16 protein-coding genes are annotated in these 16,808 nt (G+C 41.3%); 8 read left to right on the top strand and 8 right to left on the bottom strand.

The window, feature by feature from the left end:
- Positions 1–10 precede the first annotated feature (10 nt).
- Positions 11–1,291 (top strand): ABC transporter ATP-binding protein, encoded by a 1,281-nt coding sequence (locus IQ259_RS04090; RefSeq protein ID WP_193881203.1) that lies wholly within the window; start codon positions 11–13, stop codon positions 1,289–1,291.
- 346 nt (positions 1,292–1,637) lie between these two features.
- On the opposite strand, the gene cysK is transcribed toward IQ259_RS04090, so the two are convergent.
- Together cysK and IQ259_RS04080 are read right to left on the bottom strand one after the other, a co-directional pair.
- Complete coding sequence (gene cysK / locus IQ259_RS04085; protein ID WP_193881200.1) at positions 1,638–2,582, bottom strand: cysteine synthase A; 945 nt, start codon at positions 2,580–2,582, stop codon at positions 1,638–1,640.
- A gap of 160 nt (positions 2,583–2,742) precedes the next feature.
- Complete coding sequence (locus IQ259_RS04080; RefSeq protein ID WP_228014352.1) at positions 2,743–2,970, bottom strand: hypothetical protein; 228 nt, start codon at positions 2,968–2,970, stop codon at positions 2,743–2,745.
- Positions 2,971–3,036: 66 nt separating this feature from the next.
- On the opposite strand from IQ259_RS04080, the gene bcp reads away from it, so the two are divergent.
- Entirely contained in the window at positions 3,037–3,516 is a 480-nt protein-coding gene (gene bcp, locus IQ259_RS04075; RefSeq protein ID WP_193881197.1) for a thioredoxin-dependent thiol peroxidase, read from the top strand.
- Between the two features lie 69 nt (positions 3,517–3,585).
- Here bcp and IQ259_RS04070 read toward each other — a convergent pair whose 3' ends face one another.
- Positions 3,586–4,833 carry a ribulose bisphosphate carboxylase small subunit gene (locus IQ259_RS04070; RefSeq protein ID WP_193881194.1) on the bottom strand — a complete coding sequence of 416 codons (1,248 nt, stop codon included), beginning with the start codon at positions 4,831–4,833 and terminating at the stop codon, positions 3,586–3,588.
- A gap of 306 nt (positions 4,834–5,139) precedes the next feature.
- Between IQ259_RS04070 and IQ259_RS04065 the strand changes: the two genes are divergently transcribed.
- Positions 5,140–5,607 carry a MarR family winged helix-turn-helix transcriptional regulator gene (locus IQ259_RS04065; protein ID WP_193881191.1) on the top strand — a complete coding sequence of 156 codons (468 nt, stop codon included), beginning with the start codon at positions 5,140–5,142 and terminating at the stop codon, positions 5,605–5,607.
- A gap of 180 nt (positions 5,608–5,787) precedes the next feature.
- Here the strand turns inward: IQ259_RS04065 and IQ259_RS04060 are convergent, their stop codons facing one another.
- A complete protein-coding gene (locus IQ259_RS04060; RefSeq protein WP_193881188.1) occupies positions 5,788–6,441 on the bottom strand; it encodes a tetratricopeptide repeat protein in 654 nt (217 codons plus the stop codon).
- Between the two features lie 47 nt (positions 6,442–6,488).
- On the opposite strand from IQ259_RS04060, the gene IQ259_RS04055 reads away from it, so the two are divergent.
- Complete coding sequence (locus IQ259_RS04055) at positions 6,489–6,656, top strand: hypothetical protein (protein ID WP_193881185.1); 168 nt, start codon at positions 6,489–6,491, stop codon at positions 6,654–6,656.
- 69 nt (positions 6,657–6,725) lie between these two features.
- Entirely contained in the window at positions 6,726–8,192 is a 1,467-nt protein-coding gene (gene dacB / locus IQ259_RS04050; RefSeq protein ID WP_193881182.1) for a D-alanyl-D-alanine carboxypeptidase/D-alanyl-D-alanine-endopeptidase, read from the top strand.
- A gap of 222 nt (positions 8,193–8,414) precedes the next feature.
- Here the strand turns inward: dacB and IQ259_RS04045 are convergent, their stop codons facing one another.
- The 3 genes from IQ259_RS04045 to IQ259_RS04035 form a co-directional block, all read right to left on the bottom strand.
- Positions 8,415–8,891: a MarR family winged helix-turn-helix transcriptional regulator gene (locus IQ259_RS04045; protein WP_193881179.1), complete on the bottom strand. Its 477-nt coding sequence runs from the start codon at positions 8,889–8,891 to the stop codon at positions 8,415–8,417.
- 112 nt (positions 8,892–9,003) lie between these two features.
- Positions 9,004–11,655: an EAL domain-containing protein gene (locus tag IQ259_RS04040; RefSeq protein WP_193881176.1), complete on the bottom strand. Its 2,652-nt coding sequence runs from the start codon at positions 11,653–11,655 to the stop codon at positions 9,004–9,006.
- Between the two features lie 297 nt (positions 11,656–11,952).
- Positions 11,953–12,690 carry a CAP domain-containing protein gene (locus IQ259_RS04035; protein ID WP_193881173.1) on the bottom strand — a complete coding sequence of 246 codons (738 nt, stop codon included), beginning with the start codon at positions 12,688–12,690 and terminating at the stop codon, positions 11,953–11,955.
- 298 nt (positions 12,691–12,988) lie between these two features.
- Here IQ259_RS04035 and IQ259_RS04030 point away from each other — a divergent pair, with 298 nt between their 5' ends.
- Both IQ259_RS04030 and IQ259_RS04025 read left to right on the top strand, forming a co-directional pair.
- Positions 12,989–13,699, top strand: coding sequence for a HEAT repeat domain-containing protein (locus IQ259_RS04030; protein ID WP_193881170.1), 711 nt, complete (start codon positions 12,989–12,991; stop codon positions 13,697–13,699).
- A gap of 45 nt (positions 13,700–13,744) precedes the next feature.
- Positions 13,745–14,308, top strand: coding sequence for a phycobiliprotein lyase (locus IQ259_RS04025; RefSeq protein WP_193881167.1), 564 nt, complete (start codon positions 13,745–13,747; stop codon positions 14,306–14,308).
- An 83-nt stretch (positions 14,309–14,391) separates the two neighbouring features.
- Here the strand turns inward: IQ259_RS04025 and IQ259_RS04020 are convergent, their stop codons facing one another.
- Positions 14,392–15,870: a site-2 protease family protein gene (locus IQ259_RS04020; protein ID WP_193881164.1), complete on the bottom strand. Its 1,479-nt coding sequence runs from the start codon at positions 15,868–15,870 to the stop codon at positions 14,392–14,394.
- A 193-nt stretch (positions 15,871–16,063) separates the two neighbouring features.
- Between IQ259_RS04020 and IQ259_RS04015 the strand changes: the two genes are divergently transcribed.
- A complete protein-coding gene (locus tag IQ259_RS04015; protein WP_193881161.1) occupies positions 16,064–16,750 on the top strand; it encodes an MBL fold metallo-hydrolase in 687 nt (228 codons plus the stop codon).
- Positions 16,751–16,808 lie beyond the last annotated feature (58 nt).

The following is a 16,808-nucleotide window of genomic DNA, read 5'->3' as shown; positions in this document are numbered from 1 at the left end:
ACTAATACTCGTGGCGCAAGTAATTTTAGAAAACGTTTATAAAAGTTTCCCCTCACGGAAAGGGGAAAGTAGCGTATCACAAGAGCGTGCAGACAACATTAATGTTTTGCGGCGGATTAACCTGACGATCGCCGATGGTGAATTTATGGTGCTGGTGGGGCCTTCTGGCTGTGGTAAAAGCACTTTGTTACGGCTAATTGCTGGGTTGGAATTGCTGACTGGTGGCAATATCTTAGTAGGCGATCGCTTGGTCAATGATCTACCACCCAAAGAACGAGACATTGCAATGGTGTTTCAGAATTACGCTCTCTATCCCCACATGACGGTGTATGACAACATTGCTTTTGGGTTACGCCGTCGGGAGATCGGGGGAGCCTGGGAGCCGGGGAGCAGGGGAGAAAAAATTCCTAATTGGTTAGAAAATCTTTTGGTGGGAGTCACGAGGAAATTACCCAAAGGGCTGCGTTACGTTTCTCAAAAAGAAAAATTAATAGAGGAGCAAGTGCGGTCTGTGGCGCAATTACTACAAATTGAACCGCTGCTGAATCGCTTACCCAAACAGCTATCTGGAGGACAAAGACAACGGGTAGCATTAGGAAGAGCGATCGCTCGTAATCCCCAAGTATTTTTAATGGATGAGCCATTATCTAACTTAGATGCCAAATTACGGGCTGAAACTCGCGCCCAAATTGTGAAATTGCAACGACAATTGGGAACAACGACGATTTATGTTACCCACGACCAAACAGAAGCAATGACAATGGGCGATCGCATCGCCATTATGAATCAAGGTCAAATTCAACAGCTTGCTTCCCCGTTAGAACTGTACAACCGTCCTGCTAACCGCTTTGTAGCCGAATTCATTGGTTCACCACCAATGAATTTTATTCCTGTAGAGTTTCATGCGCCGCTGTTAATGACTCATCCCCTGTTTCGTCTTACCCTCCCAGAAGCTTGGGGAAAAGCTTTGCAAAAATATGATAAACAAACTTTAATTTTAGGCATTCGTCCAGAACACCTAAGCCTCAGTTTACCTGCTACTAAAAATCTACCAGTCAAAGTAGACTTAGTAGAAAACCTGGGTAACGATGCTTTTCTCAGCGTCAGACTTGCTGAACCTGATTCTCCAGTACCCTCTAGTGCGCCTTACTTACAAGTCAGAGTTCCAACAGACAGACAGCTAAGTGTTGGTGAGCAATTATGGTTATCACTGAATCCTGAAAAAATGCACTTTTTTGACCCTGAAACCGAGTTAGCGATATTTCCAACGCGGATTTTAGAAGATGTCTAAAAAATCGGCGTTGCATAAATGCGGGGTGATTTTCTTGTATTTAACACGGTGTGTAACTGTCTCTCAAACCTAACCCCCAACCCCTTCCCTGGTAGGGAAGGGGAGCAAGACTCAAAGCCTCTCTCCGTTTCGGGGAGAGGTTTGGAGAGGGGTTTTCAAAATAAGTTGCACATCACGTTATTTATCCCTCACAAACCTATTCTTCTCTGGGAGACGCTGCGCGTTGGCGGAAGCCTCTTGTAGAGAATACGGTTCATTATTTCATCCCTAAATTCAGCAACGCCGAAAAATTCATCCCATGCTTCTGCGGCTCTGAAGTGTGGGATGAATTTTTTGTTTAGGTAACCTAGCTGATGCTCAAATCTTGAAACATCGCTGTGCTGAGGTAACGTTCGCCGAAGGAAGGCTGAATCATCACAATCAAACGACCAGCGTTTTCTGGTCGTTTTGCTACTTGTAGCGCCGCACATAAAGCTGCACCCGAAGAAATACCAGACAATAAGCCTTCTTCTTTAGCTAAACGCCGTCCGTAGATCATTGCTTGATCATCGCTGACTCTGATGACTTCATCAACCAGTTCTAGGCGGAGAACATCGGGGACAAATCCCGCTCCAATACCTTGAATTTTATGCGAACCGGCTTCACCACCAGAGAGAACAGGACTATTGCTGGGTTCAACTGCGATCGCTTGGACACTGGGTTTACGTTGTTTCAAGACTTCGGCGATTCCCGTAATCGTCCCGCCAGTACCTACCCCAGCAATTACAATATCTACTTCCCCATCCGTATCTTCCCAAATTTCTTCGGCAGTGGTTTCGCGGTGAATTTTGGGGTTGGCTGGGTTGCGGAACTGTTGTAGCATATATGCGTTGGGTGTGCTGGCTACAATCTCCTCTGCTTTGCGAATAGCACCGCGCATTCCTTCCGTCCCTGGTGTCAACTCTAGTTTTGCACCATAGGCGCGTAGCATCGACCGTCTTTCTTGACTCATGGTTTCTGGCATGGTCAAAATTAGACTGTAACCACGGGCTGCTGCTACCATTGCTAAAGCAATACCTGTATTACCAGAAGTTGGCTCAACTAAAATGGTTTTACCTGGTGCGATTAAACCTTCCGCCTCAGATGAGAGTACCATACTCAATCCAATCCGGTCTTTGACAGAAGCCGCTGGGTTCATTCCCTCTAACTTAGCAACTATCCTGGCAACTGCTCCTTCGGCTTGGGGAATTTTATTCAGTTGAACTAAGGGAGTTCTACCGATCAATTCTGTGACATCTTTAGCAATTCGCATAAATTAACTCCTAAAATTTTAAGTTCTAGAACAGTATATTTACTTATAATAATCATGATTGGGCAACTGCTGGTGAGAGCGATCGCCAAAACTATTTACTTTCACTTTAGAGAGAAAAGCATTGTTTTTAAAACTCCCCAACAAGGGAGTAATAGTACGTTTATAGTACGGATTTCTTTAACTCCTTAAACAGAAGTCTACAGCCGTAAGCGGCTGTTTGACTGATTACTAAGTTACCAAAACCTTTCTTAACTTCTTTTTCTTTAACTCCAGCAGCGATATCACCAGATGCCATATTAGTTGCGAGTGACATTTGCACTGTTTGCATGGTTAAGTTTAATGTAGCTTCTAGTTGTGGTGCTAATTCTTTACTAACTATTGACAGCAAATTCTGAGAGAGCGATCGCCAATTCCAGGTAAAATTTTGAGGCGATCGCTATTTTTTTGTCATATCATGAGCAATATTCCCCAAGTTGGACAACCTGCACCTGATTTTTCTACACCTGACCAAAATGACAATTTAGTTAGCCTAGACGATTTTAGCGGTCAATGGGTTGTGCTTTATTTTTATCCTAAAGATGACACCCCAGGTTGCACCACAGAAGCCAAAGATTTTACCGAATTAACTCAAGAATTTAGCCAACTGGGAGCCAAAGTTTTAGGTGTAAGTCCAGATTCAGGTAAGTCTCATTGCAAATTTATCGATAAACATAACTTGTCAATTACTTTGTTGAGTGATTCAGAACATGAACTAGCAGAAACCTATGGTGCTTGGCGATTAAAAAAGTTTATGGGTAAAGAATACATGGGTATTGCTCGCTCAACTTTTCTGATTTCAACTGATAAAATTATTGCATACACTTGGCCAAATGTGAAAACCAAAGGTCATGCTCAAGCAGTACTTAAAAAGTTATCTGAGTTAGCAAATAGTTAAATCTAATGCTCTAAAAAAATAAAAGGCGGTGTCGTCAGACATCGCCTGATACAACCAATATATTAATGACTAATTTTTGCTATTCGGGCGTTGAATAATTGTTTCAACAACCCGCCGCTTAACTTTCGGATCAATCCCTACCAAGCGCACATATTCACCGCTATATTCAGCTAGATGGGATTCTAAAGTTGAGATAGCATCAGACTCAGCATCGATGTGAATTGTACCACAACTTTGCCAAGCACCTGTGCGGAAACGGCGTTCATCTACATGTTCAAAGGTAATTTTATGACCTTGAGACAAGATTTGCCGAATTTGTTCTTGCGTCTCTAGAGTTACATGAGTGTTTGATGATTTCTGTTGACGAGATCCATTAGTTGATGGCTGAGTGGTTGGTGTTTCAGCCGTGAGTGGTGCAGTTTCATAACCTCTACCTCGATTTAGACGATTGTACTCATCTACCAAGTGAGAATTTTCTACTCGTTGTTGTTCAGCCATCACAAATTTACCAGACTCAATTAAATGAGACAGGCTGAAATCTGGCTTTTTAAATTCTGGTGGTGCTTCTGTGCTATTCACCACGCGTAAAGATATACGTTCAAAACCGACTTTGTGGATAAAGTCGCGGATTTGTTCGTCGTAAATGCGCGATCGCAAAGCGCTAAAAAAGTCAATTGATTGATTGGGAAAGGTATCAACTAACTGTTCAACTTCTCGTTGTGAGAGTCCGTCTTCTGCAAAAATCCCGCCGACAATTCCCACTTTGTCATCACGGTTAGGTTCCCAATAAAATTTTTCCATCCGTCCATCCCGAATTAACGGTGCATACAACGTGGAGAAATCATTACCTGTAACGATAATTGGTACACGGCGTATCGGGTTTGAGTCATAACTTCCCGGTAATTGTACATCTGTGGGATTATCGGCAATATTCATCAATGTGGCATTTACCAACTGTGTGTTTACAGTATATTGAGTGCCTTCATCAAAGCGTCCTGCACCTGCATCTAAGTCGTTAATCATCAGGACGCACATTTTACCGCGCACTTTGATCTGTTCTGCTGTTTCCCGATAGCGTAGCCGAATCAACCGTGCTGGATCTCCCGCATCTGGACTTTCTAATTCGCCGCCGGAGATGAGTGTCACTTCGATACCCATTTTTTCAAAAGCTAACTCACACTGAAAGGTTTTTCCCTCACCTTTACGCCCGTGAATGCCTAAAATCAAGGGTACTCTGATCCCAGGAATATTTAAAAAGTTTTTGGTGATGTGAACAGCAAGTTTATCCAAAAATCGCGGCGCAATGTAATAACTCATAAAATTATTGTTGGTAAGAACTTATTAAATAATGCTAAGTTTTTTTGGTGACTAATGTTTACTTATCTTTTGGTAGAAATTCAGCATCACTACCACAAACGCTTTATGGGATAAGCATCAAAAATTAAATATTTATTTATAAATCAACAAAAAAAACAGACAAGATAATTCCTCTTGCCGATGTGTTATGTTTTGCTTTGCGATCGCACCTATTCTACAAATCTTATTTTTAAACGCTATAGCGCTATTGCCAAGATTGATAAATCTAGTTATGCTAAATATTACGCACACTAAGCAATTTTGATAATGGTTGTTCAATCTGATGATTCTCCAAGCTTGGAGTCGTGGCAGCAAGTTTTAGCCCCTTACAATTTAGGTTATAGAATCAAATTGCTTTCACAGCTGCTTACACGCAAGTTTACTGACAAACTAGAACCGTTTGGACTGACACCATTTCATTGGCTGGTGTTGTGTTGTTTATGGCAAGAAGATGGTTTACCAACATCCAGTATTGGCGAGAAGTTGCAACAGGTGGGCGGGACTTTAACCGGTGTGCTAGATCGGATGGAAGAACGCGGCTTAGTGCGTCGAGAAAGGGATATTCACGATCGCCGCATTTGGCGTATCTGGTTGACGGATGCAGGTAAAGAATTAGAGAAAATTTTACCACCACTGGCAGCAAAATTGAGTGAAGAGGCTATGAATGGTATTGCCCCTACTGAGTGTGAATTCTTTTCCCAACTCTTGAATAAGGCAATATCTAACTTATCTTGAGGGATAGCCGCAGTCGCTGATTTGAGTTTTTCACAAAATCAGGCGATCGCATCCATGACAAACAATAATTGTTTTTGTTTAATTGTAATTTTTATGGTAAAGCACCAAGAAGGTCTAAGCTTCTTGGTGTAAAAAAAGATAATTAGATAAATCAAAACTTGTCAGTTAATAATCTAAGTGTTATGAAACACCGGGATCATTGGCAGTTTTGATCTGCTTTAACATTTGTTCGATTTGGTAGACTTTTTCATTTCTACTTTGAGTTTTGAAAATATTTAAAGCTTTTTCTAGAGAAGCGACTGCTTCATCTCGTTTATTAACTTGCCACAATGCCTGTCCTAAATTAGTCATCGCTTCCCCATAACTGGGGTTGATTTCTAAAGCCTTGCGATATTCACCAATAGCTTCATCCCATCGGTCTTGAGTAGCGTGAACGATACCCATCCCATTGTAAGCTAAAGCATATTTAGGCTTGAGGCGAATCGCTTCTTGGTAAGATTTAATTGCAGCTTCGGGTTGCTTTTGGCGTAGAAGTACATTTCCTAGTTGAAAATGTCCAAAAGCATCTTCAGGATACTTTTTAATTAATTTACGTAAGCTGGTTTCTGCACCTGTTAAATCTCCTTGATTATATAAAGCATTTGATTGTTGTACTAGTTGCGATCGCTCTGAATTATTGTCGTCTTGAAATTGTGCCAGTTTTTGTGGTTGTTTTTCAACAATCGGTGCATTCCCCTGCACAGCAACTTTTGTGGGAACGGCTAACACTAATGGTGATCCACCAATTGCAGCTATTAGACTCAACATCATGCTACTAATGGGTAGAATCTTCATTGCCTTCAACTCCTCAATAATGTCCTGATCCCTATCATAAATTGAAGGTGCGTTATCTAGCATTTCTCGTTTTAGTGAAGCTAAGAGCTAGGTTTGCTGAAAGAGGATTGTTTACTGTTTCCTTGGTGATTAGCGATCGCGCTACAACTTTGGCGATACTGAGCATTGTATCCAGTGTTGTTGTCTTTGACGCAACTGCAACCACTGGTGGATGATACCTGTATGGCATCTGGTAGTCAAGCCCACTCCCATGAAACCCTTGATGATTTTATTTAAATTTGAGTATGTTTTCTAAAAAAATCTCTTTGAGTTTAATGCTGTTGCTCCTTGGGACTCACATTAGTGTCAACCAAAAAGTGGTTCAAGCACAAACCCAAGTTCCTCCTGCAACTACTACAAAATCACTTTGCCCTGCTCAACTGGGAGCCTCTATAGATGCAGCAATCAATCGTCCCTTGTTTAGTCGCACACGCTGGGGAATTTTAGTTAAAAACTTGGTTTCTGACCAAACTCTTTACAGCTATGATGCTCAGAAATACTTTACTCCTGCTTCTAATGTTAAATTGTTGACGACAGCTGCGGCACTCAAGCAATTGGGGGCAAATTTTCGGATTCGTACCTCTGTTTATCAAGATGGTGATGGTATTTTGCGTATTGTTGGTAGAGGAGATCCCAGCTTAAAAAATGCTCAATTGACACTACTAGCAAAGGAGTTACGCCAACAAGGTATTACTCAAGTTAATCAGTTAATTGCTGATGATAGTTATTTTCAAGGAGATATTGTTCCTCCGAGTTGGCAATGGGAAGATGTACAAGCTTACTATGGCGCACCAGTCAATAGCCTAATTTTGAATGAAAATGCTGCTGTATTAACAGTATTGCCTCAAACCATCGGAAAACCACTGCAACTTAAGTGGGCTGATCCCACAGAAGCATATCAGTGGCGAGTAGAAAACAATTCTGTAACAACTCAAAAAGATGAACCAGGGTTAGTAGAAGTGAGTCGTGACTTAAAAGGGGCTGTATTGCACTTGCAAGGGCAACTCGCTGTAAATTCACAACCAGATATTACCGCGATCGCAGTGTTTGATCCTATTCAAAATTTCTTACGTCACTTTCGTCAGAGTTTGGTAACAGAAGGAATTTCTGTCCAACAAACATCTAGCGCTAGTGGTGGTAAAAATGAACAAGAAGTTGCGGCAGTTGAATCTCCACCTTTGTCTGAGTTGTTAATGGAGACAAATTTAAACAGTAATAATTTGTTCGCTGAGGCTTTATTAAGGGCTTTAGCAAACAAACAACAATTAGCAAAAAATCAAACTACTGCTGATGTGGGGTTAAAAGTGATGCGAGACACTTTAACCCAATTAGGAGTTAACCCAACCAGTTATAGTTTGGTCGATGGTTCAGGATTATCACGGAAGAATTTAATTAGTCCAGAAGCTTTGGTACAAGTTTTACAGCTAATGGCAGCATCACCGGAAACAAAAGTTTTTCGTGCTTCTTTACCCGTGGCTGGAGTGAGCGGCACTTTAAAAAATCGCTTTCGCAACACATCTGCTCAGGGAATCGTCCAAGCCAAAACTGGTACTTTAACAGGTGCTATTTCCCTCTCAGGATATATAGATTCGCCACAGTATGAGCCTTTAGCTTTTAGCATTATTGTGAATCAGTCTGAACAATCAGTCAGCACTTTACGGCAAGCTATTGATGATATTGTTGTGTCGTTAACACAGCTACATCGTTGTTAACCCCAGTGGGAATATGGAGTCGCTTGCATCGGGAGTAATCTAATACGATTCGGTTAACTATTAACCTTATCTGTATTGCGCGTGGGGTTGCTGGTGGAAATAGCTCATACCAATTCACGAAAATCTTGATACAAATTAATGGTTTTTAATTCTTTCCCCCTGCTCCCTGCTCCCTGCCCCCCTGCGACCTACTTGTATCAAACTTAAAGTGAAACGGTATCACTACTCTTGGGAGTTAATTTCCGTTTGATCGAAGACACTTTTTAACAGAGCTAACCCTTGTTCAACGTGGGAGAATTCCTCGGCTGACAGACTGTTGAGAACGTCAGCAATCTGAGCGCGAGTATGGTTTAGGGATTGTTGAAGATGGTACTTTCCTTCATCAGTCAGATTGAGAACTACTCGCCTTCGTTCTTTTGGATGGTGTTCGCGTTGCACTAAGTTGCGTTGTACTAGTCGTTCTGTAGTTACTGACGCTGTAGCAGCAGTGACACCAAGATGCTCTGCCAAATCAGACAGTGAAGCACCAGGATTACGGTTAATAAATGCCAGCGATCGCAACTGCGGAATAGACAAAAAACCAGCGTTATGTATACGCATCTCCTTCCTGATAAACCGCATCACTAATGGAACTGTCTCCATTACTTTGGCAGCACATTCTTCAGAAGTTGCACCTTGTGAGGGTTGCTCAAGGGTCATGATGCTCTTTATTCTCCTAATTACATTGCCGCTTGTGGGTAAAATTTGCCACAGATGAGGCTTCACCCAATAAATGTTAGTAAGAGAATTGTACAATCCAGATTTTCATATTTCATTCAATAGTCTCTAAGCAAGAAGAATGTTTACTTTGGAGAATTTCTGTGGCTTTCTCAGCCGAAAGCGGTTTGTAAAACAGAAAACCTTGGACATCCTCACAGTGAATAGATTTTAAGAAATCTAGTTCTTCTTGCTTTTCTACACCTTCGGCAGTAAGTCTCAACCCTAAGTTACGTCCCAAAGTAACGATCGCCTTCACAATATGAGCCACTCGCACATCTGTAGTTAACTCTTGAATAAAAGACTTATCAATTTTAAGGTTGTGCAGAGGTAGCAGTTGCAGGCGAGAAAGGGAAGAATGGCCTGTACCAAAGTCATCTATAGAAAGGTGAACGCCCATTTGTTCTAAATTATGTAAAACATTTCTGGTAAAGTCTAAATCGGCGATCGCCGTCGATTCGGTAATTTCCAACTCTAAGAAACGTGACTCTAATCCTGTCTCTGCCAGAATTTTGGCTACATCTTCTACTAGCGTAGATTGGCGAAACTGTTTAGGAGAAAGATTAACAGCGACTGTTAAAGGAGGCAATCCGGCCTTTTGCCAAGCTTGGTTTTGCTTACAGGCTGCTCGTAATACCCATTCACCGATAGCAATAATTAATCCACTTTCTTCAGCAATGGGAATAAAAACACCAGGCGCTACTAATCCCATCTCTGGGTGTTGCCAACGTACCAGAGCCTCCATACCAGTGATTGTTCCCGTCACTATATTTACACGAGGCTGATAATATACTGTTAATTCTTCCCTTTCTAAGGCGTAGCGTAAGCTTTTTTCTAAATTCAGCAGTTCAGGGGTTTTGGCACTGAGGGTAGTAGTGTAAAACTGATAATTATTTCTGCCCTCATCTTTAGCATGATATAGAGCAGCATCTGCATGTTGAATTAGGGTTTCAGCATCATGGCTATGTTCATCAAACAAAGCAATGCCCAGACTAGCACTCACGTAAAGTTCGTGTCCATCAAAACAAAAGATATTTTCCAAAGATTGAAGGATTCTTTGGGCGACTTGAGCTACCTCGTCTAGATAATTGACGTGTGGTAGCAAGATCGTAAATTCATCTCCACCCCAACGCGCAACTGTATCTCCTTCTCTGAGGGATTGTTTCAGTCTTTGTGCCACATTTTGTAGCAGTTTGTCTCCCAGCGTATGTCCTAAAGTATCATTAATAACTTTGAAGCGATCCAAATCGAGAAACATGACTGCTAAACTTTCACTATTGCGCGTTGCGTTGGGTAGAGTTTTGGCAAGTATTTCATTAAAGAGCAAACGGTTGGGTAATCCAGTCAACATATCGTGAAGTGCTTGATGGCGAATTGTTTCCTGCACTTGTTGACGCTGCCAAGCACCGCTAATACTGGCCGCCATCGTTAACAAAGTTGATTCTTCATGCCTTGACCACAGACGTTCTTGGGAACAATCTGCTAAACCAAGACAACCCCAAAACTTATCATCTAGCCGCAAGGGTACTAAAAGCAGAGATTGAATACCATCTCTTGCCAGTAGTTTTTGTTCAACTATGGGAAATTCTCTGATACTGCCGCTAATCGATTGTCCGCAAGAGAGAGTTCCATACCAACGCACCAGTTCAGAAGATTGATATAGCTGATTTTGCCAGTGGTGTTGAGAGGATGTAAAGTTAATTTGTGTCCATTCAAATTGCAAGCTTACAGCGATTTCTCCTGTATCTAAATGGGGATGGTTTTTAAATAGATAGGCACGATCAGCTTGAGCCGCTTCACCTAGTACAGCCAGTGCTTTATCAATGCCAGTTTCGTAATTCATTTCTACTAGTAAATAGTTGGCTGCTTCTGCGACTGCTTGTAATAGGCGATCGCGTTGGCGTAATTCAGCTTCTGCTTGCTTTTGCTCTGTAATATCCCTAACTATAAAAGTTCTAATTAAATCACTCTCAGGTAAGTAGTGAATACATTGTTCAAAAATTTCTTGATCAACTTTGATCTCTCGCCAAAAAGAATTTATTTTGCGATCCTCCACCGCATTTAGCAATCCCGCCAGCACAGGATGCTGTTGGCCAATTTCTCGAATCTGGGGAAATTTCACAGCTGCGGCTGGATTGAGATATGTAATTATTCCCTCTAAATCCATCTCGATAATTGGATTGGGAATGAGTTCCGGGAAGGATGCTAGGCGTGCTAGAGCAGTTTCACTGGCCGCTTCAAAATTAGGATCGACAATCAGGGTTTGAAAAGGATTGGTAGGATTAGCTTGATCTAACAGCAAATCAGATAAGTTTTCAATTTCACAAGTTTCCGAAAATGCTTTTTCGGAAATATGCGAAATAGCATAGTATTTAGCCTGAACTTGACCATTACCAAAGGCAACTACATCTCCATGCTGGAGATTATGCGAGAAGCATTTCGTACCATTGACATATAAGCCATTAGTACTTGGTTTCCCCTTGAAGTTGCCATCAATAATCCGAAAGCCGTATTGGTCAGTTTCTGGAAGAGTTACTCTTAGTAAGATTGCATGTTGCCTAGATACCGAACGAGAACGCAGGACGATCGCATTTCTCGAATCTCGACCAATGGAATAAGTGGTTTCTTGAAGCGGCATAGTTCTCTGCCCTTGTAAGTCTTGGACAACCAACAGGTGGCGTATTTTTTCCCACTCACTTCCTGGCATTGCTCTTCCTCAAAATCTCATATCTTGGATCTACGGTTGAAAAATCCCACTTTTAGCTACTTGCTTTTAGTTTAATACTTCCTTAAATATCTAGAATAAAATCTAACGTATATTATTTTACATAGTAAAAATGCTGATTTTTATTTGTGAAGTATATATGATCTTCAGCAAATCAAGATTTTCTCTCATGAAGCTAATCAAGAGAAACTTGTACTTAAAATTGAATGAATATTTGATTGTTAAATTAGTTTTATGCAAAACTAATCTCTTTCTTAATTTTGATCTAATAATTGCTACTTATATTATTGATGGAGATTTGCTAATCTCGGCTGTTTTCTCTTGAAAGCCTCCAGCGTAATTAATCACGCACATAGTTTTGTAAATTTTGTGAGTTCCATAAGCAACGCCACTAACTTTAAATGCAGAGTTAAATATATTTGTTCGATGACCGCGTGATGGTACTCCATCATCGATAATTAATTGCATCACGATATCTTGGGCAGTATTCGGGCCATAGCTAATGTTTTCAGCCGCAGTAATTTGCCATTTACCATAGCGATTGATGCGATTGAAAGGATTGCTACCATCACTACCATAATGACCAGTTGCTCCTTTGTTGCCTTGGTCTTTCACATGAGCTTTTGCAGCTAAAGACATACCTCTAGATATACTTAATACTCCGACAGGACGTGCTGATTTGAGAAACGCGAGCGCCTCATTAACAGCTTTTATTCCTTCTTGAGTGATCAGGTAAGAATTTTGCGACAGTCTCACATTTTTACCCTGAAAGCGTTTTCTATAAGTTTCTAAGATGGGAATGTACGCTTTGGGATTTTGTCGGACTTTATTCATCTCACTGATCACTTGTTGTTCAAGCGTTGAAAGATAATTTGCTTTTGCTAGTAAATCTAAACCGACTTTTCCATCCAAGACTGAAGTAGATTTTGCTAGAGACAAGCTAGGTTGAAAAAATTGAGCAGAACAAATACTAACTAAAATGATTAGTGTAAATAATGCTAAGTTTATATATTTCATAATTGCTACATAATTACTCTGTTTATTGTATTTTTTATTACGGTGTATTGTAAAGAGCAAATAAAAAATAAGTATAATAAGATATTTCTATTACGGAGGAAGTCAGATAGAGAAAAAGTAAATGCAGCAGCCGCGTCGGAGCGAGAAGGGGGAGAGGTTCTTTCAGCATTACTGAATTGGTGTCCTAGGAGTATTAGAGAATTCGGAAATTACGCCAAACTAGCCTCCAAGTTTGGCAGCACTCTAATCAAGGAATCAGGTAAAGTAAAGAAAAGTAAAGAAAGCGCTTTAATAATCAATGCCTGCTCTACCCTTACAGGAAATTTCTGCTCAGTTAGAAAGTGCAAATTTACGCGATCGCATGGTCGCCCTTGCCAGTCTGCGTGATGTCCCAGCTGAAGATGCAGTACCTTTAATTAAAAAGGTATTAGATGACGATTCTCTGCAACTGCGCTCTATGGCAATCTTTGCCTTGGGAATCAAGCAAACCGCCGAATGTTATGCAATTTTGATCAGAATTTTGCAAACTGACCCCGACTATGGCATTCGTGCTGATGCTGCTGGCGCATTAGGATATTTAGGTGATACCAGAGCATTTGAGGCACTAGCTAGGGCATTTTATGAAGATACTGATTGGTTAGTACGCTTTAGTGCTGCTGTGGCTTTAGGTAATCTCAAAGACCCACGCGCCCATGATGTCCTCATGCAGGCATTGGATAGTAAAGAAACGGTCTTGCAAGAAGCGGCGATTTCTGCACTGGGAGAAATTGGAGACTTAGAAGCAGTTGATAGTATCTTGAGATTTGCTCAATCAGATGATTGGTTAGTAAGGCAACGGCTGGTAGAAGCGCTCGGAAATCTTCCCACTCCCAAGAGTATCTCGGCTTTAAAATACTTAGAGAAAGACAGCCACTCTAACGTTGCTGAAGCAGCAAAAATCTGCCTCCAGAGAATTGAAGAAAAAGGCAAGCAAGCAAGCATAATATTTACTTCTCCTGCTACCTTTTAATAATAAGAGGGACTTTTAGTATTTTGATGCAGGGTAATTTTAATCATGAATATTGAAGAGTTTTTTGAATTAAGCGCTGGTAAATGGTTTTCCCATCGTACTAGCCACCATTTAGCATTTAAACAGTCTGAAGATGGCAAGTCAGACCTGGTAATTGAGATGTTGGCAGCAGATCATCCAGAAGTTATCAAACTATGCCAACAGTACGAAGTCAACCCTAGAGAAGCCTCCTGTGGTGCGAGAGTTACCTGGAACGGCACAATGGAATGGGATGAAGAAAAGCACACAGGTTCAACTGTGTTAGTTACTGTACCCAATGTTGATAACCTTGGTGAAGGTAGATTACTGCGAGAAATGGGTTATGCGGAAAAAGCCCCTGTCGCCGGACGTTATAAGATGGGTAGCGATGACGCATTAACCTTAACCACAGAATATGAAACCATGTGGTCGGAAGAACGCCTGTGGTTTGCTAGTCCCAATTTAAGAATGCGCGTTAGTATTCTCAAACGTTTTGGCGGCTTTAGTATGGCTTCCTTTACTTCGGAAATTCGTATGGGTGTTAGCGCTGCGGCGACAAAAGCCACTGAAGTTAGTAATTCAGCCTCATAAAAGAGGTAAGGGAGCAAGGGAGCAGGGAGGAGAGGGGATTAACTTACCGTAGAATTTTCTCTTCACCACTCCCTCCTAAACTTTTAAATTTGGAGTAAGTTAGCGATCGCCTGGGGTAGCGGCAAGATAATGATGATTAATAAAGCCATAGCCATTAATCCTAAAATGTCACGTCCGTTATCTAATTCTGTGACATCGTTCAAGGCAGGTTCATCAATTAAAGGCATAAATAATAAAATAATCGCCCACACCAAAAATTCTGGCTGCACCAAAGAAAGTAACAGCAATAACAAGCGAGCAATTTGACCAATAAATATTGCCGTTCGTTGTCCAAACATTGCATGGACAATATGACCACCATCAAGTTGTCCCACAGGCATCAAATTCAAGGCTGTGACAATTAATCCGAGAAAACCTGCTATGGCTAATGGATGCAGGTCAATAGCAGATTTGTCTGTTAACTGACTACCTAGAACTAACTTTGAGAGTAGCGCTAATAAAATTGAATATTTAGGATTGAGCGCATCTGGATTTAAAATTCCTGTTTTCTCAGTCATGGGCACTACATCAGAATGAGCCAAACCCCAAATCAGTAAGGGTAATGTGGCGACAAATCCAGCAATTGGCCCTGCAATACTGACATCAAATAAAGCTTTTCGATTGGGAATTGGACTACGTATTTGAATGAATGCGCCAAAAGTCCCCAAGAAAAAAGGCATGGGGATAAAATATGGTAGAGTTGAGCGGATTTTATAGAACTTAGCGCTCAAATAGTGACCAAGTTCATGAATGCCCAAAATAGTTATTAACCCCAATGAATAGGGTAGTCCTTTCCAGAAAATATTTGGATCAGATGTCAATGTCGTCGGATCAACACCAGCAATTCTGGCTCCCACGAAGGTGGTGGTTAAAAGAGTCGTAATGAGTAGTAAAAGTGCTAACCCTGGTCTGGTTAACTTTTCTGTTTTGTTTTTATTGACCGTTGAGGCCGCCTGTGCATTAGGCACTAAGACAAAGAAAGGTTTGCCATTCAGTCCTTCTTGAAAAATCACTAAAAAGCGATCGCCAAATTGTGATTCGATATTAGCCTTAATTCGTTGGTAAGCTTGAAGCGGTGCAGTTCTTAACTGACCCCGACAGATTATAGCTTGGGGTCGATACTCAAGATTTTGGATGTAGTATACAGACCAGGGAAAACAATTTCGCAGCTGGCTTTCTTCTGTGGGATCAATGGGACGCACTGGTAGTGGTTCCGCGGTAGGATGATTGGCGGATTGTAATGTTGGAGTTTGGGGTTCAGTTTGCTTATCTGTTGGCGCTGTCCGCCCCCATTGAAATAACAGCCAGTATAACAAAACGCAAACAATAGACGACCAGATAATCAGCGACGGTGGCGGAGGTTGTTTTATTCCATACCTCAGTGTCCATCCAGTCAATAGCAATGCTGGTGTCATTAACACTAGCCACAACAACCAGACAGGTGTGCGTGTAATGTTAGCTGCACTACGTTGCACCATTAGATAAGTAGCTAGTCCCAATAGGAGGAGAAACCAAAAAGTCATGTGTTCTTTAGTAATTTGGAAAAATGTCCCACCAGTAGTGTCGGGACTACAGCCCTCACCACAAAGCAGACTCTAAAACCCCAATTTTTGCTCATGGTTAACAGCAATTGTTAATTCTTAAGGGTTAATTCTTAAGCACTGCAACTCTGTTACTAAATTTTTATCACTCCTCATTTTCGTTCAGTTTTTGCTCATGAGTTCCTTACCTCAACAACCCAGTCATACAGTTAAGCCACCACGTCCTGTACTAGATAGTATTTTTGCTTTTCCACCAAATCGGGATACATTGGGAGGAACTTCTTACTTCATTGTAAGAAATGAAGGCAATATCCTCATCGATTGCCCAGCTTCTGATCAAATAAATCTAGATTTTTTGCGATCGCATGGAGGTGTACGGTGGTTATTTATCACTCACCGTGGTGCTATTGGCAAAACAGCAGAACTCCAGCAAGCTTTAGGTTGTGAGGTTTTAATTCAAGAACAAGAAGCTTATTTATTACCAGGCTTAACCGTTACTAACTTTACCCAAGAAATTACTCTTACTTCTACAGCACAAGTAATTTGGACACCAGGCCATTCTCCTGGCTCATCTTGCCTTTACTACAATAGCTTAGGCGGGATTCTATTTTCTGGTCGCCATTTAGTTCCGAATCAGCATGGTGAACCAGTCCCATTACGCACAGCCAAAACCTTTCACTGGCCTAGACAAATTAAAAATATTCAATCTTTACTCGATCGCTTTACACCAGAAACCCTTGAGTATATTTGTCCGGGTGCAAATACGGGGTTTCTCAGAGGTAAACGTGTGATAGACCAAGCATATCAACAGCTTGCTTCGTTGGATCTGCAAGTTTTGTTGCAAGTAAAACCGCTTTTGTGAGTGTAGAGAAATGAAGGTTGGGTGGAGGAACGGAACCCAACCTACTAGACTTCCCTAT

It is taken from the genome of Fortiea sp. LEGE XX443 (genome assembly GCF_015206815.1).
Taxonomy (GTDB): Bacteria; Cyanobacteriota; Cyanobacteriia; order Cyanobacteriales; family Nostocaceae; genus Nostoc_B.
This window is presented reverse-complemented; position numbering and strand designations above follow the sequence as displayed.

What these genes read in the sequence shown, in the direction of transcription:
- cysK (WP_193881200.1), bottom strand. Translation starts at nt 2,582, where the DNA reads ATGCGAATTGCTAAAGATGTCACAGAATTGATCGGTAGAACTCCCTTA.
- bcp (WP_193881197.1), top strand. Translation starts at nt 3,037, where the DNA reads ATGAGCAATATTCCCCAAGTTGGACAACCTGCACCTGATTTTTCTACA.
- IQ259_RS04070 (WP_193881194.1), bottom strand. Translation starts at nt 4,833, where the DNA reads ATGAGTTATTACATTGCGCCGCGATTTTTGGATAAACTTGCTGTTCAC.
- IQ259_RS04065 (WP_193881191.1), top strand. Translation starts at nt 5,140, where the DNA reads ATGGTTGTTCAATCTGATGATTCTCCAAGCTTGGAGTCGTGGCAGCAA.
- IQ259_RS04060 (WP_193881188.1), bottom strand. Translation starts at nt 6,441, where the DNA reads ATGAAGATTCTACCCATTAGTAGCATGATGTTGAGTCTAATAGCTGCA.
- dacB (WP_193881182.1), top strand. Translation starts at nt 6,726, where the DNA reads ATGTTTTCTAAAAAAATCTCTTTGAGTTTAATGCTGTTGCTCCTTGGG.
- IQ259_RS04045 (WP_193881179.1), bottom strand. Translation starts at nt 8,891, where the DNA reads ATGACCCTTGAGCAACCCTCACAAGGTGCAACTTCTGAAGAATGTGCT.
- IQ259_RS04040 (WP_193881176.1), bottom strand. Translation starts at nt 11,655, where the DNA reads ATGCCAGGAAGTGAGTGGGAAAAAATACGCCACCTGTTGGTTGTCCAA.
- IQ259_RS04035 (WP_193881173.1), bottom strand. Translation starts at nt 12,690, where the DNA reads ATGAAATATATAAACTTAGCATTATTTACACTAATCATTTTAGTTAGT.
- IQ259_RS04030 (WP_193881170.1), top strand. Translation starts at nt 12,989, where the DNA reads ATGCCTGCTCTACCCTTACAGGAAATTTCTGCTCAGTTAGAAAGTGCA.
- IQ259_RS04025 (WP_193881167.1), top strand. Translation starts at nt 13,745, where the DNA reads ATGAATATTGAAGAGTTTTTTGAATTAAGCGCTGGTAAATGGTTTTCC.
- IQ259_RS04020 (WP_193881164.1), bottom strand. Translation starts at nt 15,870, where the DNA reads ATGACTTTTTGGTTTCTCCTCCTATTGGGACTAGCTACTTATCTAATG.
- IQ259_RS04015 (WP_193881161.1), top strand. Translation starts at nt 16,064, where the DNA reads ATGAGTTCCTTACCTCAACAACCCAGTCATACAGTTAAGCCACCACGT.